We start from the raw sequence: 26,180 nt of genomic DNA on the forward strand, positions 1-26,180 counted from the left end.
GTGACGGCGGCACCGTGCCCGAAACACATGGTCCACGGACCGTGCGGTGGGGTCACACCCGACCTCGGGTGCGAAGTCGACGGCCGCCCGTGCCCGTTCGTCGATGCCGTGGTGACCGAGGCCGCCGTCGAGGTCATACACCGGGCGCGCCCGGTCGACCTCGGACGCTTCGTGATCGATCTGCGTCTCCCGACCGACGACGCGGTCTTGGCCGAGGTCGCCGCCATCTACCGAGACGTGGGTGCGATCGTGCTGGTGGGCGAACACGTCGACGACCCCGACGACGCGGCACCCCATCATCACGCCGACCGGCTCGCCGAGATGGGCCTGCCGTGCGTGGTCACCGTCACCGGACGTCGCCGCTCACCCGACCAGCACCGTGCCGAGATCGAGCGACTCGTCGCCGCCGGGGTGCGTGCCGTGCACTGCATCACCGGCGACCACCCGGCCGCGCGTTTCGGACCGGACGCGACGGCCACGTTCACCCTCGACGGGGCCCAGCTCGCCGGGATCGCACGATCCGCGGGCGCTCACGTCTCCGTCGCCGAGAGCCCGATCGCCCCACCCGGCGATCGGCGCGCCGAACGCGTGGCGATGAAGGAGCGCGCCGGCGCCGACGTCGTCATCCTCAACCACGCCGGTGCGCCGCAGGCGGTCGCCGAGTTCGCAGACGGGTGCGGTGCGGCCGGTGCCTCGCTCGCCGTCGTCGCCCCGGTCCCGGTGATGACCGATGTGTCGTCGGCGCGAGCACTGTCGCAGTTCCCCGGCGTCGCGCTGCCCGACGGCCTGGCCGACCGGATCTTGGCCAGCGACGATCCCGTCGAGACAGGCGTCGCCGCCGCCGTCGAGCTCGGCGACGAACTGCTCTCCGATGACCGGTTCGCGGCGATCAACCTGTCGGGCTCCGCAACAGCGGCCGGCCCGGTCGAGCGCGCCCGCCTCATGGCGTCGGTCGCCGAGCGCCTCCGCTGAATCGGATTCGCCTCGTGTGGCCCGAGCGGGTGACACGTGTACCTCGGTACACATCAGCGTTATCACACCTTGTGGTCGGTTGACCACTCTGGTACAACTGCATGAGGCGGAAGCGTGCCGAGACCACGGCACGCCGACGGGACGGGAGAACACAATGGCAGGGATTCGCCGCGGCATCGCCGTGGCAACACTGATGGCCGGATGCCTGGTGGGGGCATCCACGGCCGACGCGGCTGACGACGAGTCGGCCGCAGGCGTCGACGCCGGCCGAGCCGGCGCATCGAGCGCCATCGCCGACGGCGAGGTCGAACTCGGCGCCTCGCTCGCAGCAGCAACCGCGTTGGCACTCGGTCTCGCCTGCGTCGCCGCGACGCGACGCACCCAGGACGAACCCCGCCGCGAACGCATCAACTGGTGACCGGACGGACCGTGGCGTGTCCGAACGACGGGCACGCCACGGTCCGGCCGGCCACCACCACTACTTCTTCTTCCCCTTGCCGTTGCCGTTGCCCGGCTCGCCGTCGGTGCCGGCGCTCTGGTGGGGAACCTGGATGTTGCCGCCCTCGAGGTCGGGGGCGTTCGGGTGTGCGGCCCGGTCGAGCGTCATCTCCGGCACCAGCGAGCGGTCCTTGTTCCGCAGCTCGACCCACAGGTTGTCGTCTTCGGGTTCGCCTCGATCCTCGACGTAGAGCACGATCTGGTGGTTGCCCTCGGGCTCCGCGGCGTCGGCCGCTTGGTACGTCGCCTTCGCCGTGATCGACGCCCAACCGAACGGGGTGCCGTCGGCGTCGGCGAACGAGCCGATCGCCAGCGCCTCGATCGAGTTCGACTTGATGCGCATGATCGAACCGTCCTCGAGGTGACGGATCATCAGCACGGTGCCCTGTGCGTTCGTGGCCTTGCGGTTGTACTTGAGCGTGAAACCGAAGTTGGTCCGGTCGCCGGCGTACCCCGTTGCCTCGTCGGACGTCCCGGGCCAGTAGAACCAGCCACCTCCGGTCGCGAAGCCGAGGCTCGGGTCGGACACGGTCACCACGTCCTCACCGAAGCCGGTCCAGTATTCGCCGTACACCGTGACCTGAGCGTGGTACGTGTTGACCTCGACATCGTCGAAGTCGCACGTCACGATCAGGTGCTGGTCGTAGCCGTCGCCGACCGGATCGACCGACTCGTGTCGGCACTCGACCTCCGGTGACGCCGTCCCCGGACCCACCGCCGACAGCTTCATCCTCACGATCGCCCGCTCGATGTCACCGGGGTGCGCTCCGAACTCGGCCAAGTCGGGGACGAGTTCGGAGATGTCGGCGCGCAGCGTGAACGCCGGGCTGTCGCCGCCCGGTGCGTCGACGCGGACGTCGATCGGGTTCGAGGTCGGGAAGTCGACCACGGCGTCCTCAGGGATCACGACCAGTTCGGTCGTCACCGACGTGGCGAGGGTGTCGTCGTCGACGACGGTCACCTCGATCTGGTACCTGCCGGCACCGAGGTCGACGATGCCGTTGACCTCCCACGTGCACTCCTGCCGGTCGCCAGCGACCGGAGCGCATCCGACGGTGTCGAGCCGGAGCCCGCCGAACGGCAGCGTCGCGGCGCTGTCGCCGTCCGGGGTGATCGTCGCCGAAGCCTGCAGTACGTCGAGCGAGACGTCCGACGCCGTCACGGTCACGGTGCCGAGCTCGTCGCTGTACTGCACCGTCTGCGTGGCTCGGTCCCGATCGACGACCGGCGCCACGTCGTTCACCGTCTCGGCGGTGCCGCCGACTCCGACGTCGCCATCGGGGATGTCGGTGATCGTGACGGCGATGTCGTACACGTCGGCCGGGGTGCTCGTCGGATCGTCGTCGCGATAGGTGTGCGGCACGACGATCGCTCGGGTCGGGACCCCCGGCGTCACCGGGAGCTCGGCGTCGATGGTGAGATCGGCGTCGTCGACCCCCAGGCCGTCGTCGGCACGATCGACCAGGATGCCGAGCCCGGTCACCGTCCAGATCTCGTCGATCGCCGTGTTGCCGTTGCGTGCGTCCCACGTGATCGCGAGCTGGTGGCTGTCGAGCGTGCCGGGGTCGTTCCACGAGAAGGTGTAGAGCTGCTCGACGCCCTCGTCGATCACGCCGCCCGGCACGATGCCGGTGATCGTCGGGGCGACGTTGACGACCGGCAGGTCGTACGTTCCCGAACCCGTGCCGCCGTCCTTGTCGACGACCGTCACCTCGATGTCGGCCACCTCGTCGAGCGGATTCTGCAGGTACTGATGGGTGAACGTCGTCGAGGTGACGCCGGCGGCGAGGGAGTTGGTGTCGCTCGACCCGTCACCCCATTCGATCGTCACGTCGTGGGTGTCGAGCACGCCCGGATCGGTGAACGACACCTCGACCGACACCGAGTCGTTCTCGGCGATCGACGCCGGAGTCGGTACGACGGTGACACCGCTCGGATCGACGTTGAGCGCCGTCACGGCGACCGACAGGGTCTGACCGACGAACGGGTCGGTCATCGACACGGTCTTCGTCTCCGCCGCGCTCGGCGACGGGCCGTCGTCGGCGTAGGTGTGGCTCGTCGACGCCGACGTCGCGCCGATCGGCACGGTCAGTGAACCGGACGTGCCGTCACCCCACGTCACCGACACGGTGCGGGCCTCGGCGACGGGACGGTCGTAGGTCAGTGTGGCCGTGGCGACGTTGCCCTCGTGCACCACGTTCGGGCTGCCGCCCGGCTCGACCACCGTCAGGGCCGCCATCCGGGCCGGGACGGTCACGCCCGGACGGACGATCTCGTTCCCGAAGAAGGCAGCGAGTTGTCCGGCCGACCAGCAGGTCGACGGCGTGGTGCCGCCGAGTGCGTCGATCACCGACGTTGCGAGGTTGGAGGCGTTCTTGGCGAACACGTCACCGTTGACGCCGAAGTCCCACTGCACGCTGGCGCCGACGTCCTGGCTGAACAGTACGACGAACAGGCCGAGTTGTATCTCGTTCGTGTAGCCCGAACCGAGGTCGCCGAGTGTGCCGGCGCGCCAGTCGAACGAGGCGCACTCGAGTCTGAACAGGTCACCGCTCAGCACGAGCGACGAGAGGTCGTTCGCGAGTTCGGTCGCGTCGATCGCGAGGTCGATGCCGGCGATCACCGAGTCGATGATCGGATCGATGATGTAGCGGTCGAGGATTTGATCGAGTGTGCAGGTGCTGCCGAGCCCGAGGGTGCTGCACAGACCCGGGATGTAGAAGGGCTCGTGCAGGAAGCAGAAGCCGTTCGGATAGCCCGATGCACTCGTCTTCGTCTTGCCGCTCGGGCCGTAGCCCCATTGCGGCCATCCACAGACCCAGTCGCCGTCGATGTTCTTCGTCTCGATCCCCGGCAACCCGAAGTACGTACCGTTCAGCAGGAAGCTCAGCCGGGCGTTGACCTCGGAGTCGCTGGCGCCGTCGAGCATGTCGTCGATGACGTCGATGATCGTGTCGATGTTCGAGTCGGCGTCGTACTCCCTGAGGAGCCGCTTCGCCTTCGAGAACTGGTTGTTCCGCAGCGCCGATGCGATGTTCTGGATGTCGCGCAGCCCATCGGTGAGCTCGGCCAGATCGGAGCTGACGGTCGACTGCAGGTCGGAGGCGAAGTCGAGTTCGGGAGCGACCTCACTGTTCGCCAACTCGACATGCAGTGCGAAGTTGTTGTCCGGGATCGTGCCGTCACCGAACAGGTCGGTCAAGCCGGCGGTGTTCGCGGTGAACTGGCCGGCGACGAGCATCTTGTAGTTCATGGCCGGGAGCGCGGACGTGACCTGTCCGTACAGCTTCACGTCGGCGCCCGACAGCGTCGCCGTCAGCTTGGCGTTGAAGTCGCCGTTGGCCCACGCGTCGCAGTAGGCGCCGAGCGAACAACCGCTGCTCGACTCGGTTCCGCCGAGCGCCGCGCCGCCGTAGAAGTGGATGAACGCGCCGCCGGTGGTGACCTCGAACCGGAGCGAAACGCCGCGTCCGTCCTCGCCGGTCTCGCCGACGGCGGGAGCCAGCACGTGGACCGGGCCGGCGTCGAACGCAGCGATGAACGCGTCGCCGACGAGGCCTCGATCGTTGACCGCCAGCCGGATGCCGGCGACACAGCCGGCTTCGATGTCGTCCTGGTCGCATGCAGCCGTCGGCGCGGGTGACAGTTGACCGAACGTGGCCGACGTCGGGTTGGCGTCACAGCTGAACAGCGGCAGATCCGACGGCCCAGGGTCGTCGCTGATGTAGAGGTCGCCGCTCAGGACGAAGCCCGCCTGGATGCAGAGCGGTTGGATGTCGTCGGTGCCGATGTTGATCGCGGCGTTCCGCAACGACACGCCGGGCAGTTCGATGCCGTCGGGGACGTCCTGGCCGGACACCCACTCGTAGATCTCGACCATGTTGTCGAGCGACACCTGTGCGACGTTCAGCCGCATGCCGTTGAACTCGACGAGGTTGGGCAGGAAGCCGAGTTCGAGCGCAGCGCTGAACGGGATGTTCGGCGTCGTCTCGATCGATCCGCTGAAGGCGCCTCCCAGGGTCACCGAGGTGCCGGACGAGCCGGACTCGATGCCGAGGGTCGCGGTGACCTGGCCGATCGCGAACTTGTCGAAGCCCATCGGGCGCCAGCCGTCCGGGTTCGGGTCACCCGACTCCAGGATCGACTGCGCATCGCCGATCAGGTCGACGGCGACGCCGTCCGGCCCTGCCTCGATCGATGCGCTCACCAGCAGACGCAACAGGTCGTTGCAGTACGTCTCGCCGGCGGTGAAGCCGCCCGTGCCGTCGCGTTCCACCTTCTTCACGCCGCCGCGGGCGCAGTCGGCGGCGCCGGCGGGAGCGAGCGTGTTGGCGGCGATCGCGCCACTGTTCCCGGCGAACATCGCTGCGGCCTGATCGCCCGACAGGCCCTGCTTCACGGCCACGTCCATCGTGCCGAGCATGCCGAGTTGGAAGCCGGACAGGCCGCTCGTCATCGACAGGCCGAGCGAAGCATCGTGCAGCCATGTGGGGCGGTCGGCGACCGACGCATCGAGGAGGCTCACCCCGAGGGTGAGGCCGACATCGGTCATCGACGAGCCGGGGATCGGGATCGTGCCGGTGATCGTGACCCTCGAATCGAAGCCGATCGCGCCGAGCAACCCCAGCGCGTCGGCACACGCCTGGGAGCCCGGATCGCTCGTGCAGGCCGACGTGTCGGACTGCGCGCCGATCGGGTGCGGCATGACGAAGGAGCCGGCCGTCGTCAGCCCCTGCGGCACGATGAACGAGGTCGCCGGCTGATAGTCGGTCCGGAACGAGCAGATCGTGCACGAACCGGTGAGCGAGGTGCTGTCGGTCAGCGCCTCGTTGCTGCCGTCGTACCCCCACAGCGGCATGAGCCACTGGGCGACGTTCGTCGTGACCGTCTGCCGGGTGTTGAGTGTCGGGCACGGGTCGGCCGACACGCTGCAGGGGTCGCCACCGATCCGTGCGCGATCGGTCGAGAAGACGACGCCGAACCCGACGGTGGGATCGTCGGCGTCGTACACCGCCACGTCGAAGGCGGCGTCGAGACCGGGAACGATGTCGGACAGCATGATGTCGTCGCCCGCGGCACCGTCGCCGCCGATCGGGCGCTCGGACGGGCTCACACCGACCATCGCCGAGGGCGTCGTGCCGAGGTCGGCGAACACCATGAGGCTCGCCAGCACCGTCGCGTCGCCGTCGAACACGGAGGTTTCGAGCTTGCCGGTCGCGCCGACTCGGAACACGTCGGCGGCGATCGAGATCGAGACGACCGGGTTCGAGATCGACGTCGTTCGGAACGAGGGTGGGATGTCGCCGGAGTTCAACAGCGAGCTGCCGAACATGGTCTCCAGCCCGGCGACGTCGAGGTCGGGGAACGTCGCCGTCAACCCCACTGCCGGGGCGCCGTCGCTGAGCGACGGCGTGATCGCGAACGTGACACTGTCCCCGTCGACGGTCGCGGTGCCGGTCAGTGCAGCACTGAAGTTGGTGCCGTTCTTCGTGAACTGTGCGGCGACGTCGATGTCGATCGACGTGTTCGGCACGGTGAAGGTGTCGATCGTGCCGCCGACCCGGATGATCGACGGCGTCACCGTCTCACCGAGGTTCTGCGACACGTACAGGTCGGGGCCGAACCCGACCGGTGTCTCGAACACGTGCGGCACGGTCGCGTCCCAGCTCGAGCCGGCTCCGCTCACCTGCACGTTCTCGGACGCCTGGTTGTAGTTGACGTCGAACGTCCAGTCGGCGCTGCCGCTCGACAGCGCGAGCGTGACCGGGTCGGACGTCCACGACGGCCCGGTCGCCGTGGCGGTCACGTCGAGGTCGAGCGCGGCGAGCACGGCACGCCCGACCGACCCGGCGTGCTGGCCAGTCAGGTCGCTGACCGACGCAGCGACCACGCCTCGCACGGCCATGCCGGTCTGGCCGTCGGCGCCGACGATGTCGACGATCTCGTCCCATCCTGCTCCGGCGTCGAAGTCGCCCGCGATCGACACGGCGCCGCCACTCGTATCGGCCAGCGGCGCCGGAACGGTCGCCTCGCCGAGTGCCTCCGCGACGAAGTCGGCTGACTCGCCCGGGAGGGCGTCGATGTCGCCGGCGCCGTCGAACGCGACGACGCCGATCGTGTCGGCGACCAGATCGGCGACGCCGGCCTTGCCGTCGACGAGCGGCAGCAGTTCGCCGAGCGTGGCTCGGTCGGCGGGGTCACTCACGTGCATGGCGACCACCAGTGCCGCTGCGTCACCGGGCGTCGCCGCCTCGGCGTGCACCACGATGTCGACGGCGAGCCCGGACGTGCCGGGCAGGGTCGCGTTGGCGGCGACCGTGAAGGCGTCGTCGGTCACGAGCACGGCCGACCCGACGGCCTCGAGGCTGATGCCGGTGAACGCACTCGAGTCGAACGCGTCGACGAAGTCGGTGCCGGTTCCGTAGCTGTTGCCGTCGACGTCGATCTCGTCGAGCAACGCCTCCACCGAGGTGTCGGCGGCGAGCGGCACCTGGCCGGTGCCCAACGTCGGGAGCGCGGCGCTCCGCCCGCCCGAGGTGAGTACCGCGACCAAGATCGCCGCCAACGGCAGCACGAACAGCCCCGTCCGCCACCACTGCCCCGAACGTCGTCCGCTCCGTCCGTCTCCCATTGCGCGCCCCTTTCGGCCCGTGTCCGCCTGTCCCTGGCGAGCACAGTACGAACGCCGCTGCGTACGGTCATCCGTAACGAGTTACGTAGACGCGAGCGTCACGATTCCCGTCGACGACGAGGTGCTCGACCGAGATCACTAGATTTGTCCTGTGCTTGTGGGGAGGTCCGAGGCGGTCGGGATGGCGCACGTCGTCGTCGACGACCCCGATCGGTCGGGCGTGCTCATCACCGGTGGCGCCGGTGTCGGCAAGAGCTACCTCGCCCGCCACCTCGTCGACGAACACGAACGCGCCGGTGGAGCCGCACGCCGCGTCTACGCCTCGACCTTCAGTGGAGAGTTACCACTCGGGGCCGTTGCCGCCGGGTTCTCACCGTCCGACGCCTACACCGGTGTCGCCCCGACGCTCACCATCAAGCGTGCGCTCGAAGCCGAGGCCGGGCCGACCATGATCCTCGTCGACGACATCGACCAGCTCGACGACGCCAGTGCCGCAGTGCTCGTCGAGGTCGCCGACGCCGGGCTCGCCAGCCTCGTCCTGACCGCCCGATCCGGCGCGCGTGTGCCGCCACCGATCGAACGAGCACTCGTCGCGGAATCCATCGTGGCGATCGAGTGCCCCGATCTCGACGAGGCGGCCACCGCCGAACTCGTCAGGGTCCGACTCGGCGCCGAGGTGGCACCGGCCACGGCCCGGACGGTCTACGAGGTGACCTGCGGCAATCCGCTGTACGTGCGTGAGCTGCTCGAAGCGGCTCGCAGCGACGGGATGCTCCGTGCCGGCCCGACCGGAACCGAGCTGACGGGGATCCCCGGGGCGTCGACGCGGCTGGTCGACCTGCTCGAGCGGCGACTGCGGTCGTTGTCGCCCCCGGAGCGCGACGCACTCCGCTACATCGCCGTCGTCGGCCCGATCAGTCACGGCGTCCTGCTCAGCTTCGTCGAGCCCGAGCTGCTCGAGTCGCTCGAAGAACGCGGGTTGGTCTCGACCGTGCTCGACGGCCGCCGGCTGATGATCGGCACCGCCCACCCACTCCACGGGGAGATCCTGCGAGCGATCGAATCGCCGTTGGGTGTGCGCACGATCCGGTCCCGAGTCGCTGAGCGAGTCGTCGCTCTCGGCATGCGACGAGGCGACGATCGGTTCCGGCTCGCCACGTGGTCGCTCGACGGCATCGTCGCCGTCGCCCCCGAGGTGCTGACCGAAGCGACCCTCATGGCGAAGACGGCCAACGACTTCGAACTCGGGCCCCGCCTCGCGAGCGCCGCCGTTGACGCCGAGCCCAACGTCGCGAACATCCGGAACCTCGCCCACCTCCAGTACCACGCCGGTCGATGGGACGAGCTGCGAGCCACGCTCGACGACTGGCACGCGGTCGTGGACAGCGACCGCGATCGCGCCGAGTTCGAGGAGCTGCGCGTGACCGGCTGGTACTGGCACGGCGCCGACGACGCACCACTGCTCGAGCTGGCGGCGACCCTCGACTCGTGGCCGGAAGGCGAGGTGCGCGACGAACTCGGTGCATCGGTTGCGTCACTGCTCATCACCCACGGCCGGATCACCGACGCCGTCGATCTCGCCGAGCGGTTGCGTGACCTCCCGCCCGGCGTCGCCGCCGTTCGCGTCGCGATGACGCTCGGGCACGGGTGGCGGTCACAAGGGAAGCCGCTCGCCGCCGCCCGCCTCGTCGCGGACGCACTCGACTTCTACCGATCGTTCGGGCCCGACGTGTTCGCTCTGTCCGACTCCGTGATGGCCGGCGTCCGGATCCAAGCGCTCGCCGACGCCGGAGAGTTCGCCGAAGTCGACCGCATCGTGGCCGAGTCGGCCGACCGCTGGAGCGACTCGGGCGATGCCTCCAACGTCGCACTCGCAAAGTTGGCGCACGGGTGGTCCTGGTATCTGCGCGGCGAGTACGACCGTGCCGAACAACTCGCCGCCGAGGCCGAGACGGCGTTCGCCACGGTCCACCACAGCGGCATGATCCGCTGGGCGATCATCCTGCAGGCCCTCGCGGCGTCACAGCGGCACGACCCGAACGACGCCGCGAAGTTGCTGTCGCTGATCGACAGTCGCCCGGACCATCCGGCGCGGATCTTCGACCCGTACCTGGCGCGAGCACGCGGCTGGGTCGCACACCGCAAGGGATTCCCCGACGACGCGCGTGCGGCGTTCGTCGCCGGGTTCGACGCGGCGACCGACGGCGGCAGCGTGATCGCAGCTCTCGGATGTGCGCACGACCTGTGCCGGATCGGTCGCGCCGACACCGCAGCCGAGCTGCTCGCCCAGCTCGACCTGACCGAGCTCGAGGGGCGCTATCCGCAGTGCCAGCAGCGCCACATCGGGGCAGCCGTCGACGGTGACGTCGATGCCCTCACCGACGTCGTCGACCAGTTCGTGTCACTCGGCGCGCCTCACCTCGCCGCGGAGGCGGCGACCGATGCGGCACGGTCGCCGGCCGCGACGGCGCGCGACCGACGACGGTTGCTGCAACGCGCGGCCGAGGTGTCGACCGGCGACAGTGGTGGGGTCGACCAACTGGCAGCACAGGTCGGACTGACCCGCCGCGAGCACGACGTCGTGGCCCTCGCCGCCCTGGGTCTCACGAGCCGTGAGGCGGCCGACCGGCTCAGCATCTCGCGCCGAACCGTCGAGACGCATCTCGGCAACGCCTACCAGAAGCTCGGCGTCAACGACCGACTCGGTCTGCTCGAGCGTCTCCGGCCGAGCACCTGACCCGTCAGCATCGCCCATCGTCGGTCGGTCATCTGCCGGAGGTGGTCGGCGCACTGCCGGCGGTGGTCGGCGCAACGGCATGGCCGGTTGGTGGCAGGCCGGCGTCACGGCGCAACGACGGTGTCACACCCCCGTCGTACGCTCGCGATCACCGACTTCCCCACTCCGACCGTCCCGGGGAGGGAACAACATGATCCGAGAACGACCACCGGCCCCGATGGCCGGACGCGTCGACGCACGCCTGCCGATCACGCCGGCGCTGGTCGCCGCTGCGGCCGGCGTCACCCTCGAGGTGGCGACGCGCCACCTCGCCGCCTGGTGCGACGCCGTCACGAATCGATGTGCGAACGGTGACGTGCTGATCTTCGATCAGGTCGTCGTCGGGCCGAACGCTCCGATCCTGCTCGAGGGGTGGCATGCCGTCCGCTCGGCGGCACGAGCCGAGGCGAGCGGGCTGTTCGACGAACTCGAAGAGCGGTGGTACGACGTCCATGCCGAGCGGTGTGGCGACGACTGCGAGCACTCGTTCGAGCAACTCGACGTCACCGACTGGGCGCTGTGGTTGCTGCGATCCGGGTGGTGCGGTGAACGCTTCACCGACGGCCGACGCGTCGTGGCCCGAGCCGTCGTCGTCGACGCCGACAACGTGATGGACGTCGTGCGAGTCGAGCTGGCGATCGAGCGTCTGATGGCCGAGTTGGCCGACGCGATCACGGTCGGCGGCTGTCCCGTGGTCGACGCCCGCCTGCCGATCGTGCGCAGCGATGGCCTCCGATGGGCGGCGTGATGCTGTCCGTCACCTGCGTGGTCATACCGAGTTATACTCGAACCGTGAAAACGGCGGTGTCGATTCCCGATGCACTGTTCGAGGCGGCCGACGCCTTGGCGCGCGAGCGCCGCGTCAGCCGATCAGCGCTCTACGCCGAGGCGCTGGCGATGCTCCTGGCGTCGGCCGGTGACGACGACGTCACGCGACAACTCGATGCGCTGTATGCCGATTCGTCGGTGCCGGTCGATCCGATCGTGGCGGTCGCCAACTCGACGCTCGCAGCCGAGCCGTGGTGATTCGACGGGGCGATGTCTGGTGGGCCGACCTCGGCGAACCCGCCGGATCCGGCCCGGGGCGTCGGCGACCCGTGGTCGTCGTGTCGTCCGACTCGTTCAACCGGAGCCGGATCGGCACGGTGCTCGTCGCCGTGATCACCTCGAACACGGCCCTCGCCGCTGCACCCGGGAACGTCGAACTCGACCGAGGTGACGTCGGGCTCGACAACGACTCCGTCGTCAACGTGAGTCAGCTCACGACACTCGACAAGCGAACGCTCACCGATCGCTCGGGCGAGTTGTCGCTCGCGAAGCTCGACGAACTCGACGCTGGCCTCCGCCTCGCACTCGCTCTCGACTGAAACGCGAGTGGTGCGATCGATCAGCGGCGGCGGATCATCGTGACGCCGTCGCCGATCGGCAGCATCACGGCGACCACGTCGTCGCGCTCGGCGACGCCGTCGTTGAAGGCGCGCAGCGCGACCGTCGACTCGTCCTGTGCTTCGTCGCCCACCACGGCGCCGCTCCACAGCACGTTGTCGACCACGATCACGCCACGGTCGGACAGGCGGGGGAGGAGCAGGTCGAGGTACGACTGGTAGCCCGGCTTGTCGGCGTCGACGAAGGCGAGGTCGATCGGTCGGTCGAAGTCGTACTCGGCGATGCGGTCGGCCGCCGGGCCGATCACCATCTCGATGCGATCGGTGACCCCGGCCGCGTCCCACGCCTCGGTGGCGATGTCGAGGTACTGGTCGGTGATGTCGAAGCAGACCATCCGTCCGTGCTCGGGGAGCGCTCGTGCCATCCACAGCGCCGACATGCCGGTGAAGGTGCCCACCTCGACCACCAGCTCGGCGCCGGTGATCGCGACCATCATCTCCAGGAAGTGACCCTGATCGGGGCCGATGTTCATCCCGGCGCGGTCGGCCCAGCGCTCCTGGGTCGTGGCGGCGAGCTGCTCGCTCACCGGGTCGTGCGACGGGTTCGCGTGCCGCTGCACGTACTCGAAGACCGAATCGTCCATCTGGATCCAACGCATGCCGACTGGCTACCACAGACAGGGCCCGGTGCCACCGGTGCGTCGAGGTCGACGCGTCAGGAGTTCGAGAACGTGATGCTGTCGATCTCGATCGTGCGACCGGCCGACTCGACCGGGTCGAGGCGCAGCGCTCGGATCGTGCCCTGCCAGGTCGGGATGCCGCCGAGATCGACGACGATGTCGCGGAAGTCGTCGACGTCACGCAGTTCGAACACCGTCGACTGCGCCTCGGTCGTCTCGCCGACGCCTGCCTCGGTCCAGAACAGCTGGGCGTACTCGCCGTCGGCACCGGGCGCCTTCATGCGGATCGTCATGCGGTCGTAGACGGCGGGGAGCACGATCTCGCTCGACAGGAACCAGGGGTCGTCGCCGGTCGACTCCATCCGCAGCACACCGTCGACCGCCTCGAACGCGTCGAGGTCGTTGTCGGCGAACCAGCCTTCGGTGTCGCCATCGGTGTCGAACGTCCACGCCGGGGCGGGGATCTCCTCCTCCACGACGGCGATCGGATAGCGCACCAGGTCGCGGTCGAGGCTGTTGCCGCCGAAGTTGAACCGCGAGATGTAGAGGTACATCTCGCCGTCGCTCGTGCCGAAGCTCGGGCTGGCGCTGTCGGGGTCGATGATCGACGGGTAGGCGTACACCAGCTCGTTCGCCGGGTCGGCGACCGCCAGACCGGACGGCAGCTCGATCAGCAACTCACGCAGCGTCCAGTCGACGAGGTTCTCGCTGGTGGCGTAGTAGACGCCCCACTCGTCGTCGTACGTGACAGTGTTCGCGCTGATGCCGACCATCACGTAGCCGCCCAGCGCCTCGTCGTAGACGACGCTCTCCTGCACCGACCCGCCGAGTTCGGCGTCGGCCAGCGGCGCGCACTTGTCGCCGGCGGTCGCGGTCTCGGTGTACGGGTCGAGCCACTCACCCGTGAAGCCGGAGCCGTCCCAGTAGCGCCACGCCGACGGGTTGGCCAGATCGTCGGTCCGCATGGCGCACACCCACTGGCGCTCGTCGGGCTGGTCGCTGACGTTTCCGAACAGGTAGTAGAAGCCGTCGCTGTGACGCACGACGTTGCTCGGCTGGCGGATGCCCGACGGCACCGTGTCGTCGCGGTACGTGTAGGGGAGCGTGGCGATCATGTGGCCGGGCGGATCGGCGACCGGCGCGAAGGTGCGGCCGCCGTCGGTCGACACGACCATCACGAACGAGGTGTCGAGGCAGGGGAGTCGCTCGCCCGACGGGCACTGGTCGGGCCGGGTCGCCGGATGGGTGTCGCCGCGGTACTCGTTGTGCACGACGGCGTACACGGTGGTGCCGTCGTCGGTGTACGGCGAGCCGATCCACCACGAATCGGTGAACGTTGCCGGGTCGGGGCCGTACGGCGACGAGAGGATCGGCGCCGAACAATCGCTGACGACCTCACCGAGCGACGGGCCGACCATGGCGTACGTGTCCCAGTGGCCGATCGTGAGGTTCACCCGACCGTCGGCCGAGCGGAACGCACGCGCCGCGATGTCGGGGATGTTGGCATCCTCGCAGCGGTCGTCGGTCCAGTCGAACACGATCTCCTCCGGCCCGGTCACGACGACGCGAGTGCGGCTCGGCGGCACGAACGGTTCGGGTTCGCTCGTCGACGGGGGCGTGGTGGCAACGGTCGATCGCACCGTGGTCGTCGGCGGCGCCGTGGTGGGCGCGGCGGTGGTCGGAGTCGTGGCGGGCTCCGTGCCGCTCGGTGACGTGGCTGGCGCCGTGGTCGCGTCGACGGTGCCCGTGGGGCCGCCGGTCTCGGCCGAGTCGTCGCCACCGGAACAGGCGGCGAGGGCGAGCGCGGACGCGACCATCAGCCCTGTCATCCGTCCGCCACGCATGGAGAAGAAGGTAGCGCGCTCGGCCCGACGGCTTTCCCGAAATGCGGCCGGGCTCATCCGTCGTGGCCGCCATTACACTCCGGCACTTCACGATTGGGCCGATTTAGGGAGGAACCATGAAGGCACGATCATTGGCAGCAGGCGTGTTGGCGCTGTCGCTCGTGGCCGCAGCATGCGGTGACGACGACGACACGACCGCCGACGACACCGTCGACACGGCGGCACCGGAACCCGCCGAGGAGCCGAGCGAAGAACCCGCCGAGGAACCCGCCGAGGAGCCGTCCACCGAGACGACCACGGCCACCACCGAGGCAGCCGGCGAGTGCAACCCGCTTCCGCTCGTGCAGGAAGGCATGCTCACCGTCGCGACCGGCGAGACCGTGTTCCCGCCGTGGATGGGCGCCGGCGAGGACGACTTCGACGACCCGAGCACCGGCACCGGCTACGAGGGTGCCCTCGTGTTCGCGCTCGCCGAGGAGATGGGCTTCACCGCCGACCAGGTCACCTTCGTGCGCACCGGCTTCGACGAGGTCATCGCCCCGGGTTCGAAGGACTGGGACTTCAACATCCAGCAGTACTCGATCACCCCCGAGCGTGACGAGGTCGTCGACTTCTCCGATGGCTACTACACCGTCGACCAGGCCATCATCGGCGCCGCCGACTCGCCGGCAGCGTCGGCGACGAGCATCGCCGACCTGAAGCCGCTGCGCATCGGCGCCGCGATCGGCACGACCAGCCTCGACTACGCCGAGGCGATCATCGATCCCGACGGCGAGGTCCAGGTGTACGACGACAACTCGGCCGCAAAGGCCGCGTTCGACGCCGGCCAGGTCGACGCGATCGTGTTCGACCTGCCGACCGCTTACTACATCACCGCCGTCGAGATCACCGACGCTTCGATCATCGGCATCCTGCCCGAGGGCGACGCGCCCGACGAACTGGGCATGTTGTTCGAAGACGGCAACCCGCTCGTGCCGTGCGTGAACGCGGCACTGCAGACGCTGAGCGACAACGGCACCCTCGAGGCGCTCGAGCAGGAATGGCTCGCCGCCGGCGGCGACATCCCGGTCTTCGACAGCTGATCGACCGGTAACCCAGATACACCGAACATGAGGACGACGCGGTGAGCGCACCCGAACCGCAGCCCGGCGGGCTGCCGGGTGGGCTCCCGCGTCGTCGCTCGTTCTTCGAGAACACCGCCGACATGCTGCGCCAGGAAGGCGCGCGCGCCGGCATCGTTGCCGTCATCTCGACGGTCGTCTTCTTCGGCGGCGGCTTCCTGCTCGTCGTCAACAGCCCGAACTGGCCGCGTGTCCGCGACCAGTTCTTCAACCCGGACGACTTCCGGGAGAGCTGGCCGCTCGTCCTCGACGGCTTCTGGCTCAACATCGAGCTGTTCATCTACTCGATGCTCACGATCCCGTTCGTGGCCCTGCTCATCGCCGTGATGCGCAGCCTCCGCGGACCTGCCTTCTTCCCGATCCGGCTCCTGGCCGTGATCTTCACCGACGTCTTCCGCGGCATCCCCCTCATCCTGCTGATCCTGCTGCTCGGCTTCGGCGTGCCGGCGCTCGACATCGACGGGCTGCCGAACAGCTCCACCTTCTGGGGCATGGTCGCCCTCGTGCTCAGCTACTCGGCGTACACCGCCGAGATCTATCGCTCCGGCATCGACGCCGTGCCCGAGAGCCAGCGTTCGTCGGCCCGCGCGCTCGGCCTCACCCAGTGGCAGTCGCTGCGCCATGCGATCCTGCCGCAGGCGATCCGCAACGTGGTGCCCGCCCTGATGAACACCGTCGTCTCGCTCCAGAAAGACGTCGCCCTGATCGCCGTGCTGGGTGTCCGCGACGCCGTGCGCGAGGCGCAGATCTACACGACCCGCACGTTCAACTACACGTCGTACGTCGTGGCGGCCGTGCTGTTCCTCGCGATCAGCATCCCGCTCACCCGCTTCGTCGACTGGTATGTCGCCCGAGACCGAGCCCGCCGTTCCCAGACCCTGGTGTGATGAGCTCGACGTGATGGAGGAACGATGACGGCCAAGCTCGAGATCCGAGACGTGCACAAGTCGTACGGCGACAAGGTCGTGCTGGCCGGCATGTCGTTCGACGTCGAGGAGCACGAGGTCGTCTGCCTGATCGGCCCGTCCGGATCCGGCAAGTCGACCCTCCTGCGCTGCATCGACCTGCTCGACCCGCTCGACTCCGGCTCGATCCATCTCGACGGCGTCGACATCACCGCCAAGAACACCGACGCCAACGCGGTGCGCCGTCGCGTCGGCATCGTGTTCCAGTCGTACAACCTGTTCCCGCACATGTCGGTGCTCGACAACTGCACCCTCGGCCCGCGCCGTGCGCTCGGCGTCGACCGCAAGACCGCCGAGGCCAAGGCGCGGGAGTTGCTCGAACGGTTCGGGCTCGGGGAGAAGGTCGAGGAATACCCGAACCGCATCTCCGGCGGACAGAACCAGCGTGCCGCCATCGTGCGTGCCCTGATGGCCGACCCCGAGATCCTGCTGCTCGACGAGGTCACCTCGGCGCTCGACCCCGAACTGGTCGGTGAGGTGCTCGGCGTCATCCGCGAGCTGGCCGGCCGCGGCATGACGATGCTGCTCGCCACCCACGAGATGGGCTTCGCCCGCGACGTCGCCGACCGGGTCTGCTTCCTCCACGAAGGTCGCGTCCTCGAAGACGCCGCACCGAACGATCTGTTCGGCTCGCCCGAACACGAACGCACCGCCCAGTTCCTCCGCCGAGTGAGAGAAGCCGGCCGCATCTGAACAGAAGGGGTCATGACCAGATGGGGTCAGGGCGTGGAAGGTCAGAAGGTGCCTGACCCCTTCTGTTCCCGCTGTCGCTTACAGTTCAGGACGTGCGCGTTGGGATCTTGACTCGGGAGTATCCGCCGGACGTCTACGGGGGAGCGGGTGTTCACGTCGACTTCCTCGTCCGTGAGCTGACCAAGCTCGTCGACGTCGACGTCCACTGCATGGGCGAGCCGCGCGACGGTGCCACCGCCCACTCCGAGCACGAACCCTTCCTCGCCGACGCCAACGCCGCGCTGCGCACCCTGGCCGCCGACCTCGGCATGGCCGACCGGACCGCCGGCTGCGATCTCGTCCACTCCCACACCTGGTACGCCAACATGGGCGGCCACTGGTCGAAGCTGCTGCACGACATCCCGCACGTCGTCACCTCACACTCGCTCGAACCGCAGCGACCGTGGAAGGCCGAGCAACTGGGCGGCGGTTACGCCGTCAGCTCGTGGGCCGAGCAGACCGCCTACGAGGCGGCCGATGCGGTGATCGCCGTCAGCCACGGATCGAAGCGCGACGTCATGGCGTCGTACCCGCAGCTCGACGAGGCGAAGGTGCACGTGGTGCACAACGGCATCGACACCGAGTTCTACCGACCCGACCCCGACACCGCCGTGCTCGAACGACTGGGCGTCGACCTCGACCGACCGTCGGTCGTGTTCGTCGGTCGCATCACCCGCCAGAAGGGTGTGCCGCACCTGCTGCGCGCTGCGCTCCAACTCGACGAGTCGGCGCAGCTGGTGCTCCTCGCCGGCGCCGCCGACACGCCGGAGCTGAAGGCGGAGACCGACGCGGCGATCGCCGACCTGAGAGCGGCTCGTGACGGTGTGTTCCTCGTGTCGGAGATGCTGCCGCGCGACGAGGTCCGCCAGGTGCTCACTCACGGCACCGTCTTCGTGTGCCCGTCGGTGTACGAACCGCTCGGCATCGTGAACCTCGAGGCGATGGCATGCGAGACGGCGGTCGTCGCCAGTGACGTCGGTGGCATTCCCGAGGTGGTGGCCGACGGCGACACCGGCACCCTCGTCCACTACGACGCCGACGACACCGAGGGCTTCGAGCGCGACCTCGCCGAGGCGATCGACGCCGTGATCCTCGACCCGTCCCGTGCCGACGCGATGGGCAAGGCCGGCCGCACCCGAGCCGTCGACCAGTTCGGCTGGGACGCCGCCGCCCGCAAGACCGTCGACATCTACCAGTCGCTCTTGTAGCCAAGTCGGTTGATGTCCAACCGTCGGATGAGGTCAGACCCCAACCGACGAACCGCCAACCGTCGGATGAGGTCAGACCCCAACCGACGACGCAACGGCCGGATCGACCATCATGGTTCGTCGGTTGGGGTCTGACCTCATCCGACCTTCCCCTCGAGACCTTCACGAGACCTGAACGCTGCTGTCGTTGACACGGGCGTTATGGGTCTGGAAGGGTGGCCGTTGCGCCCACAGCGGGGGTGCAACAGCGGAATCGAGGTACGGGTTTGGACAGCGGGCAGCCGTCCCACGCGCAGTGGGCGGCAGCGCAGGGTGACGTGTTCACCGCAGCGGACGGGATGGAGGTCACGCTCCGACGCGTCTCCGACCCCACGCCGCAAGGCCCGTTCGAGTCGTACTCGCTGCTGTTCGACATCGCCGCCACGACCGAGCCGACGCAGGGCAACCTGACCCTCACGCACCCGACGCTCGGCACCGTCGAACTCTTCGTCGTCGCGATCGGATCCGACGACGGCGGCTCCACCTACGAGGCGATCATCAGCGCTCGCCGCGACGAGACGGCCGACGGATGACCTCGCCGACCGCCACTGCGTCGGTCTCCGTCCGACCGGCCGAAACGGCCGACGAGGAACTGCGACGGTCGTGGTTCGCCGAGACGAAACGAGCCGAGTTCGCACCGCTCGGGCTGCCCGAGCCGACCCTGGCCGACCTGTGCGACCAGCAGTACGACGCCCGCGTCGCCGGCTACGGGCACCAGTTCCCCGCGGCGGAACACCTCGTCATCGAACTCGAGGGTGAACCGGTCGGGGCGCTGATCGTCGACGGCCTGCACGATGCCCCCACCATCGTGGTCGTCGACATCGTGATCGCCGAACAGCATCGCCACCGTGGCATCGGTCGCAGAGTACTGGCCGAGGTCGTCGACACAGCCGACCGACGTGGCACCGACGTCGAACTCACCGTCGCGCACGGCAACCCGGCGCGCCGCCTCTACGACCGGCTCGGATTCCGGGCCATCGCCACCACCGAACTCCACGAACGTCTGCGTCGCCCACCGGCGAGGAAGGACACCACATGAACCGCACGATCGCGCCCGCCGTCGGGCGCCGTGAACTCCTGATCGGGGGCGTCGCCGCTGCTGCCGCTGCGACCGTCGCCGGTCCGGGGCTCGGGTTGATCCCGAATCCGCTGGGCTCCGGAACGAGCGACGTGTTCGATCGAGCTGCCCTCACGGAGCACATCGGCGAGACCTTCCGCATCACGGCCGGCCCGCTCGCCGGCGCCACTCTGCAGCTGGTCGAGGTGCTCGATCTTCCGGCCGGCATGGTCGACCCGGCACGACAGTTCGTCGCCCGCTTCTCGAGCGACGCCACCGACCTGCCCGCCGCCACCTACGACCTGCGATCCGGGGCGTTCGGGCGGATCCCGCTCTTCGTCACCCCGGCCGGCGGCGCCGTCGGACGGTCGCTGTACGAGGTGATGGTGAACCGATGGACACCCGTCGATGAAGGGAGCACGCCATGAGCGAACCGTTCGTTGCCGAGATCCGCATGTTCGGCGGCAACTTCGCACCCCGCGGCTGGGCACTGTGTGACGGGCAGCTCCTCGCCGTCAGCCAGAACGACGCCCTGTTCTCGTTGATCGGCACCATCTACGGAGGCGACGGCCGAACGACGTTCGGGCTCCCCGACCTCCGCGGTCGCCTCGCCCTCCACGCCGGGACCGGACCCGGGCTCTCGGAACGGCGGCTGGGCCTCAAAGGTGGCAGCGAGAACGTGACCATCACCTCGAACGAGATGCCGAGTCACACTCATCCGGTCAGGGCGTCGAGCCAGGGCGGTACGTCGACCAGCCCGGTCGGTAACTATCCGGCGGCGGTGCCACTCACCGCCCGCTACCAGAACGTCGATGCCGGCAGCCCCGGCTCCGTGTCGATGGAGACGACCGACAACGTCGGTGGCAGCCAGTCGCACACGAACCTCGCACCGGCGCTGTGTGTGAACTACATCATCGCTCTGTTCGGCATCTACCCGAGCAGGAACTGAGGTCGCCATGTCCGAACCATTCCTCGCCGAGATCCGCATCTTCTCCGGCAACTTCGCACCGCGCGGCTGGGCGTTCTGCGACGGCCAGCTCCTCCCGATCGCTCAGAACACGGCCCTGTTCTCGCTGCTCGGCACCACCTATGGCGGTGACGGCCGCACCACGGTCGCGTTGCCCGACCTCCGGGGACGGGCCGCGATGCACCCGGGCCGCGGACCCGGTCTGACGGTTCGCACACTCGGACAACGCACCGGCCTCGAGGCGGTCTCGTTGAGCGAGGCGCAGATCCCCAACCACGCCCACGTCGTGCAGTCGACCGGCGACGACAACAACGCCTCGTCACCGATCGGCGCCGTACCCGGACTGTCGGAGGAGCCGCAGTACCGCCCGCAGGCGACCATCACCACCGGGCAGCAACTGGCGGCCGACGCGCTCACGCCGGTGGGTGGCAACCAGCCACACAACAACATGCAGCCGTTCATCGTCGTCAACTTCATCATCGCCCTCGTCGGGCTCTACCCGACGCGCAGCTGAGGAGTCATCGTGTCCGAACCATTCCTCGCCGAGATCCGCATCTTCGCCGCCAACTTCGCTCCACGCGGGTGGGCGTTCTGCGACGGCCAGATCCTGCCGATCAACCAGAACCAGTCGCTGTATTCACTGCTCGGCACCACCTACGGCGGCGACGGTCGCACGAGTTTCGCCCTCCCGGACATGCGTGGACGCGCACCGATCCACGCCGGAACGGGCAATGGGCTGACGCCACGAACGCTCGGTGAGAAGTCGGGCGAGGAGACGCACACACTCACCGCTGCCGAGATCCCGAACCACACCCACTTCGCGACGGCCACCTCGAGCCAAGCTCAGACCGACACACCGGCCAACGCAGCGTGGGCCGACGACGGGGTGAACGGCTTCGCCGCCACCGCTGACGGTGCGATGCACCCATCGAGCGTCTCGAGCTTCGGCAACGGCCAGGCGCACCAGAACATGCAGCCGTTCCAGGTCGTCAACTACATCATCGCTCTCCAGGGATTGTTCCCGTCGCGGGACTGAATCGAGTCACCATGAAACGACGCACACTGCTCCAAACGGTGACAGCGCTCGCGCTGGTCGCCGGCACGACGGTCGCGCTGTCCGGCGCAGCGCCCACCGGCGCCGCCGAGCTCGGCCCCGACGACTTCCAGATCTCACAGTTCGCCAACGCACCGAGCCGGACCGCGGTCGCCTACAACGAGACCGACGACGAATACCTCGTGGTCTGGGCCGAAACCGACGGCTCGCTCGAGCCGCGCATCTTCGGCCGAATCATCGACGGCGCCGGTGCACCGACAGGCGGCGCCTTCACCATCGCACAGCTCGGATCGGGCGATCCGACCACTGGTGTGATCGACCCCGACGTGGCCTGGAACTCGACCAACAACGAGTACGTCGTCGTGATGGCCGGTGACGACGCACCCGATGGCGGGGGCATCATCACGTCGACGTTCGAGATCTACGCCCAGCGGGTCTCGCCTGCGGGTGGGCTCATCGGCTCGCTCACCGAGATCAGCGACATGGGGTCGAACGACGCCAGCGGCAGCTACGACGCCGGCGAACCGGCGGTCGCCTACAACGCGGCACGGAACGAGTTCCTCGTGGTGTGGGAGGGCGACGACGATACGGCACCACTGGTGAACGGTGAGACCGAGATCTTCGGACAGCTGCTGACCAACACGCTCGGCGAACTCGGCACCGACACCCGCATCTCGAACCTCGGTGTCGACGGCGACGGCGGCACCGATGCCCGTTCGCCGGCGGTCGCTGCGCTGAACGGCGCCTACGCTGTCGTCTGGCACGGCAACGACCTCTCGTTCAATTTCGAGATCTACGGCCAGCTCGTCGACGCAGTCGATCTGACCGAGATCGGTGGCGACACGCTGATCAGCACCGACGCCGTCAACGACGAGGCCTACGACCCCGCGATCGCCGGCGACCCGACCGGCTCCAATGCGCTGGTGGTGTGGGAGCACGACAACGGCGCCGGGAACGACTTCGAGGTGGCCGCCGCGCCCATCACGGCGACCGGCGGCAGCATCAGCGTCGGGTCCAACGCGGTCGACGTCAGCGGTACCGGGGGCGCGCTCAACGTGCCGCAGGCCCCTGCCGTGGCATACAACGCCGACACCGGGCTCTACTCGGTCGTCTGGGCGGGCGACCACGGCACGCTCACCGGCCCCGGCGACAACGAGGTGATCCACACGGTGCTCGACGCCGGTGCTGCCGTGGTCGAAGCGCCGGAGGTCATCAGCGACATGACGGCGCCCAACTCGACCGGTCATCCCGACGTCGCCCCGGCGAGCGGCGCCCAGTACGCGGCCGTCTGGATCGGCGACGACGCCGGCACCGGCAACACACAAGTCTTCGGACAGTTCGTCGTCCCGGCGACCGATCTCGAGATCACCTCGATGACCCTGACCTCGGCCGATCCGGTGTTGGAAGGCGGCGTCGTCACCTACGTGATCGCGTATGCCAACAACGGCCCGATCGCAGCGGACGCGATCATCACCGACCTGGCGCCGACCGGTGTCACGTTCGACAGCTTCAGCTCGACCGGCCCGACCCCGACCCAGCGAGCCGGCGACGACTATTCGTGGGACGTCACCATCCCGGCCGGTGGAAGCGGCACGATCACCATCAACGGCACCGCGGGCACGACCCAGGGAACCGTCACCAACACGGCGACCATCGCGACGGCGCCGGGCTTCGTCGACGAGGTCCCCGGCAACGACAGTGCTTCCGACACCGTCTACGTCGATGCGATCCCGACCGTGACGGTCGAACAGGCCGCGAGTCAAGACGACCCGACGAACGGTTTGCCCGTCGTGTTCGACGTCGTGTTCTCCGAGCCGGTCACCTGGACCGCAGGCGCCGGCCTCACCGTCGGCGGCACGGCCCCGGCGCCGATCGGCGTGACCCTCGGAGGTGGCCCGACGGCCTACACCATCTCCTTGAGCCCCGCCGGTGACGGCACGGTCATTCCCTCGCTTGCCGCAGCCGCGGCGACCGACGCCACCGGCAACAGCAGCCTGGCGTCGACCTCGACCGACAACACCGTCACCTACGACGGCACTGCGCCGACCAGCCAGGTCGAGCAGGCGGCAAGCCAGGCCGACCCGACCAACGGTTCGTCGGTGGAGTTCACGGTGACGTTCTCGGAGGACGTCACCGGGTTCGATGACGGCGACGTCGACTTCACGGGCAGCACGGCGCCCGGCACGCTGAGCGCGGTCGTCACCGGCGGCCCCGACGTCTACACGGTGACCGTCTCCGGGTACACCGGCGACGGCGACGTGGTCGTCTCGGTCGCCGACGGTGCTGCCAGCGACGGCGCCGGCAACACCAGCCTCGAGCAGGCGTCGACCGACGCGACGGTCACGGTCGACCAGACCGCGCCGACCGTGACGATCGATCAGGCGACCGGACAAGACGATCCCACCGGCACCTCGCCGATCACCTTGGACGTCGTGTTCTCCGAGCCAGTGACCGGGTTCGACAACGGCGACGTGACCGTGGGCGGCAGTGCCGGTCCGACGACGGTGGTCGTCACGCCGGTGAGCACCACCGACTACACGGTCGCCGTGTCGGGGATGACCGGTGACGGCGACGTCACCGCCTCGGTCGACGCGGCCGCCGCTTCCGATGCGGCCGGTAACGCCAGCGTCGCGTCGACCTCGACCGACGGCACCGTCACGTACGACGCAACGCTTCCGACCGTTACCGTCGAGCAAGCTGCGACGCAAGACGACCCGACCAACGGGACGACTGCGATCTTCACGGTCACCTTCTCCGAACCGGTGACCGGATTGACCGGTCCGGCGTTCGATGTCGGTGGCACCGCCACCTCGGCCGGCCTCTCGCTCACCGGCAGCGGCACCGACTACGAGGCGACCGTCACCGGTATCTCGACGAGCGGCACCGTCACACTCGACCTGCCGGCCGGCGCCGCCCAAGACGCCGGTGGCAACACCAACCTCGCCTCGACCTCGGTCGATAACGAGGTGACCGTCGATCAGACGGCGCCGACCAGCCAGATCGTCCAGGCGGCCGGTCAGCCTGACCCGACGAACAGCGACCCGCAGTTCACGGTGACGTTCTCCGAACCGGTGACCGGCTTCGACGAGACCGACGTCGATCTGTCGACGAGCACGACCCCCGGCACGCTCACGGCCGTCGTCACCGGCGGTCCGACGGTGTACGACGTGACCGTCAGCGGCTTCACCGACGAAGGCGACGTCGTCGCCCTGGTCCCGGACGGGGCGGCGAGCGACCTGGCGGGCAACGCGAGCGTCGCGACGCCGTCGCCCGACTTCGTCGTCACGATCGATCTGACCTCGCCGATGGTCACCATCGACCAGGCCATTGACCAGGCCGACCCGACCAACGAACTGCCGGTGTCGTTCACCGTCGAGTTCTCGCGGGAAGTCACCGGGTTCACGGCCGACGACGTGATCGTCACCGGCAGTGCCGGAGCGACGGACGTGTCGGTCACCGCAGTCAGCCCGACCGAGTACACCGTCGAAGTCGGCGGCGCGGTGAACGACGGAGCCATCACGGTCGAGATCGGCGCCGACGCCGTCGTCGACATCGCCGGCAATGGCAACCCGGCGTCGACCTCGACCGACGACACCGTCACCTACGACACGACGGGTCCCGTCCTGGCGGTGCCCGACGCCACCGTCGTCGCCTCCACCGACCCCGGCCAGCCCGGGGCCGTCGTCGAGTTCGTCGTCACGTCGAGCGACCCGGCTCCCGCCTCGGCGGGGGACCGCCTCGGTGAAGCGGCGCCCGGCAGCGGGATCATCTGTGATCCGGCGTCGGGTTCGTTCTTCCCGATCGGCACGACGACCGTCGTCTGCCAGGCCGCCGACGCCGCCGGCAACGTGAGCACCGACTCGTTCCAGGTCGAGGTCGTCGACGACGAAGACCCGACGATCTCGTCCGGCACGAACCAGTCCGTCAACCTGTCGTCGGGCACCAGCGGCCCGGTGACGTACACATCGCCCACGGCGACCGACAACTCCGGAGAGGTGACGGTGACCTGCACCCCGGCGTCGGGATCGACCATGTCGGTCGGTGCCAACAGCGTGACGTGTCAGGCGGTCGACGCAGCGGGCAACACGGCCTCGACGTCGTTCACGGTGACGGTCGTCGCGCCCGCCGGCGAGATCCCCGCAACCGGCGGTGGCGGTACCGGCCTCGTGCCGATCGCCCTCGCCATGGTCATCGCCGGCCTCGCCCTCATCACCACCAAACGCCACCGCCCAGTCGGTTGATGTCAGACAT

General features: G+C 68.9%; 20 protein-coding genes. 17 read left to right on the forward strand and 3 right to left on the reverse strand.

The features are described from left to right. The first annotated feature begins 27 nt into the window (after nucleotides 1-27). Nucleotides 28-972, forward strand: coding sequence for a methylenetetrahydrofolate reductase (locus BDK89_RS00945; protein ID WP_133867168.1), 945 nt, complete (start codon nucleotides 28-30; stop codon nucleotides 970-972). A gap of 154 nt (nucleotides 973-1,126) precedes the next feature. Next, nucleotides 1,127-1,390 carry a hypothetical protein gene (locus BDK89_RS00950; RefSeq protein WP_133867169.1) on the forward strand — a complete coding sequence of 88 codons (264 nt, stop codon included), beginning with the start codon at nucleotides 1,127-1,129 and terminating at the stop codon, nucleotides 1,388-1,390. A 60-nt stretch (nucleotides 1,391-1,450) separates the two neighbouring features. On the opposite strand, the gene BDK89_RS00955 is transcribed toward BDK89_RS00950, so the two are convergent. Then, nucleotides 1,451-8,101, reverse strand: coding sequence for an autotransporter outer membrane beta-barrel domain-containing protein (locus tag BDK89_RS00955; protein WP_133867170.1), 6,651 nt, complete (start codon nucleotides 8,099-8,101; stop codon nucleotides 1,451-1,453). A gap of 181 nt (nucleotides 8,102-8,282) precedes the next feature. Between BDK89_RS00955 and BDK89_RS00960 the strand changes: the two genes are divergently transcribed. The 4 genes from BDK89_RS00960 to BDK89_RS00975 all read left to right on the forward strand — a co-directional run bounded on the left by BDK89_RS00960 (nucleotide 8,283) and on the right by BDK89_RS00975 (nucleotide 12,244). Further along, nucleotides 8,283-10,838, forward strand: a complete 2,556-nt coding sequence (locus tag BDK89_RS00960; RefSeq protein ID WP_133867171.1) for a LuxR C-terminal-related transcriptional regulator — start codon at nucleotides 8,283-8,285, stop codon at nucleotides 10,836-10,838. A 190-nt stretch (nucleotides 10,839-11,028) separates the two neighbouring features. Next, nucleotides 11,029-11,625, forward strand: a complete 597-nt coding sequence (locus tag BDK89_RS00965; RefSeq protein WP_133867172.1) for a hypothetical protein — start codon at nucleotides 11,029-11,031, stop codon at nucleotides 11,623-11,625. 44 nt (nucleotides 11,626-11,669) lie between these two features. Next, nucleotides 11,670-11,903: a ChpI protein gene (locus tag BDK89_RS00970; RefSeq protein WP_133867173.1), complete on the forward strand. Its 234-nt coding sequence runs from the start codon at nucleotides 11,670-11,672 to the stop codon at nucleotides 11,901-11,903. Next, nucleotides 11,897-12,244 (forward strand): type II toxin-antitoxin system PemK/MazF family toxin, encoded by a 348-nt coding sequence (locus BDK89_RS00975; protein ID WP_133867174.1) that lies wholly within the window; start codon nucleotides 11,897-11,899, stop codon nucleotides 12,242-12,244. The genes BDK89_RS00970 and BDK89_RS00975 overlap by 7 nt, the downstream gene beginning before the upstream one ends. 20 nt (nucleotides 12,245-12,264) lie before the next feature. Here BDK89_RS00975 and BDK89_RS00980 read toward each other — a convergent pair whose 3' ends face one another. After that, on the reverse strand, nucleotides 12,265-12,921 hold the full coding sequence (locus tag BDK89_RS00980) for an O-methyltransferase (RefSeq protein WP_133867175.1): 657 nt from the start codon (nucleotides 12,919-12,921) through the stop codon (nucleotides 12,265-12,267). A 56-nt stretch (nucleotides 12,922-12,977) separates the two neighbouring features. Next, nucleotides 12,978-14,786 (reverse strand): DUF4185 domain-containing protein, encoded by a 1,809-nt coding sequence (locus BDK89_RS00985; protein ID WP_166657291.1) that lies wholly within the window; start codon nucleotides 14,784-14,786, stop codon nucleotides 12,978-12,980. A gap of 116 nt (nucleotides 14,787-14,902) precedes the next feature. On the opposite strand from BDK89_RS00985, the gene BDK89_RS01000 reads away from it, so the two are divergent. The 11 genes from BDK89_RS01000 to BDK89_RS01050 all read left to right on the forward strand — a co-directional run bounded on the left by BDK89_RS01000 (nucleotide 14,903) and on the right by BDK89_RS01050 (nucleotide 26,170). Next, nucleotides 14,903-15,868 (forward strand): ABC transporter substrate-binding protein, encoded by a 966-nt coding sequence (locus BDK89_RS01000; protein ID WP_166657292.1) that lies wholly within the window; start codon nucleotides 14,903-14,905, stop codon nucleotides 15,866-15,868. A 41-nt stretch (nucleotides 15,869-15,909) separates the two neighbouring features. Next, nucleotides 15,910-16,794, forward strand: coding sequence for an amino acid ABC transporter permease (locus BDK89_RS01005; RefSeq protein ID WP_208293915.1), 885 nt, complete (start codon nucleotides 15,910-15,912; stop codon nucleotides 16,792-16,794). A 24-nt stretch (nucleotides 16,795-16,818) separates the two neighbouring features. Further along, nucleotides 16,819-17,565: an amino acid ABC transporter ATP-binding protein gene (locus BDK89_RS01010; protein ID WP_133867180.1), complete on the forward strand. Its 747-nt coding sequence runs from the start codon at nucleotides 16,819-16,821 to the stop codon at nucleotides 17,563-17,565. A gap of 92 nt (nucleotides 17,566-17,657) precedes the next feature. Continuing rightward, nucleotides 17,658-18,812, forward strand: coding sequence for a glycogen synthase (gene glgA, locus BDK89_RS01015; RefSeq protein WP_133867181.1), 1,155 nt, complete (start codon nucleotides 17,658-17,660; stop codon nucleotides 18,810-18,812). A 239-nt stretch (nucleotides 18,813-19,051) separates the two neighbouring features. After that, nucleotides 19,052-19,384 carry a DUF6916 family protein gene (locus BDK89_RS01020; RefSeq protein WP_424955272.1) on the forward strand — a complete coding sequence of 111 codons (333 nt, stop codon included), beginning with the start codon at nucleotides 19,052-19,054 and terminating at the stop codon, nucleotides 19,382-19,384. Next, complete coding sequence (locus tag BDK89_RS01025) at nucleotides 19,381-19,890, forward strand: GNAT family N-acetyltransferase (RefSeq protein ID WP_133867183.1); 510 nt, start codon at nucleotides 19,381-19,383, stop codon at nucleotides 19,888-19,890. Before BDK89_RS01020 ends, BDK89_RS01025 begins: the two co-directional genes overlap by 4 nt. Further along, on the forward strand, nucleotides 19,887-20,336 hold the full coding sequence (locus tag BDK89_RS01030; RefSeq protein ID WP_133867184.1) for a DUF6916 family protein: 450 nt from the start codon (nucleotides 19,887-19,889) through the stop codon (nucleotides 20,334-20,336). The genes BDK89_RS01025 and BDK89_RS01030 overlap by 4 nt, the downstream gene beginning before the upstream one ends. Further along, complete coding sequence (locus tag BDK89_RS01035) at nucleotides 20,333-20,857, forward strand: phage tail protein (RefSeq protein WP_133867185.1); 525 nt, start codon at nucleotides 20,333-20,335, stop codon at nucleotides 20,855-20,857. Before BDK89_RS01030 ends, BDK89_RS01035 begins: the two co-directional genes overlap by 4 nt. Before the next feature lie 7 nt (nucleotides 20,858-20,864). Further along, nucleotides 20,865-21,389, forward strand: a complete 525-nt coding sequence (locus tag BDK89_RS01040) for a phage tail protein (protein ID WP_133867186.1) — start codon at nucleotides 20,865-20,867, stop codon at nucleotides 21,387-21,389. Nucleotides 21,390-21,398: 9 nt separating this feature from the next. Beyond that, the gene (locus BDK89_RS01045; RefSeq protein ID WP_133867187.1) at nucleotides 21,399-21,911 is read left to right on the forward strand and encodes a phage tail protein; all 513 of its coding nucleotides are present in this window, start codon (nucleotides 21,399-21,401) and stop codon (nucleotides 21,909-21,911) included. A gap of 11 nt (nucleotides 21,912-21,922) precedes the next feature. Then, nucleotides 21,923-26,170 carry a beta strand repeat-containing protein gene (locus tag BDK89_RS01050; protein ID WP_133867188.1) on the forward strand — a complete coding sequence of 1,416 codons (4,248 nt, stop codon included), beginning with the start codon at nucleotides 21,923-21,925 and terminating at the stop codon, nucleotides 26,168-26,170. Nucleotides 26,171-26,180 lie beyond the last annotated feature (10 nt).

The organism is Ilumatobacter fluminis (assembly GCF_004364865.1).
Lineage (GTDB): Bacteria > Actinomycetota > Acidimicrobiia > Acidimicrobiales > Ilumatobacteraceae > Ilumatobacter > Ilumatobacter fluminis.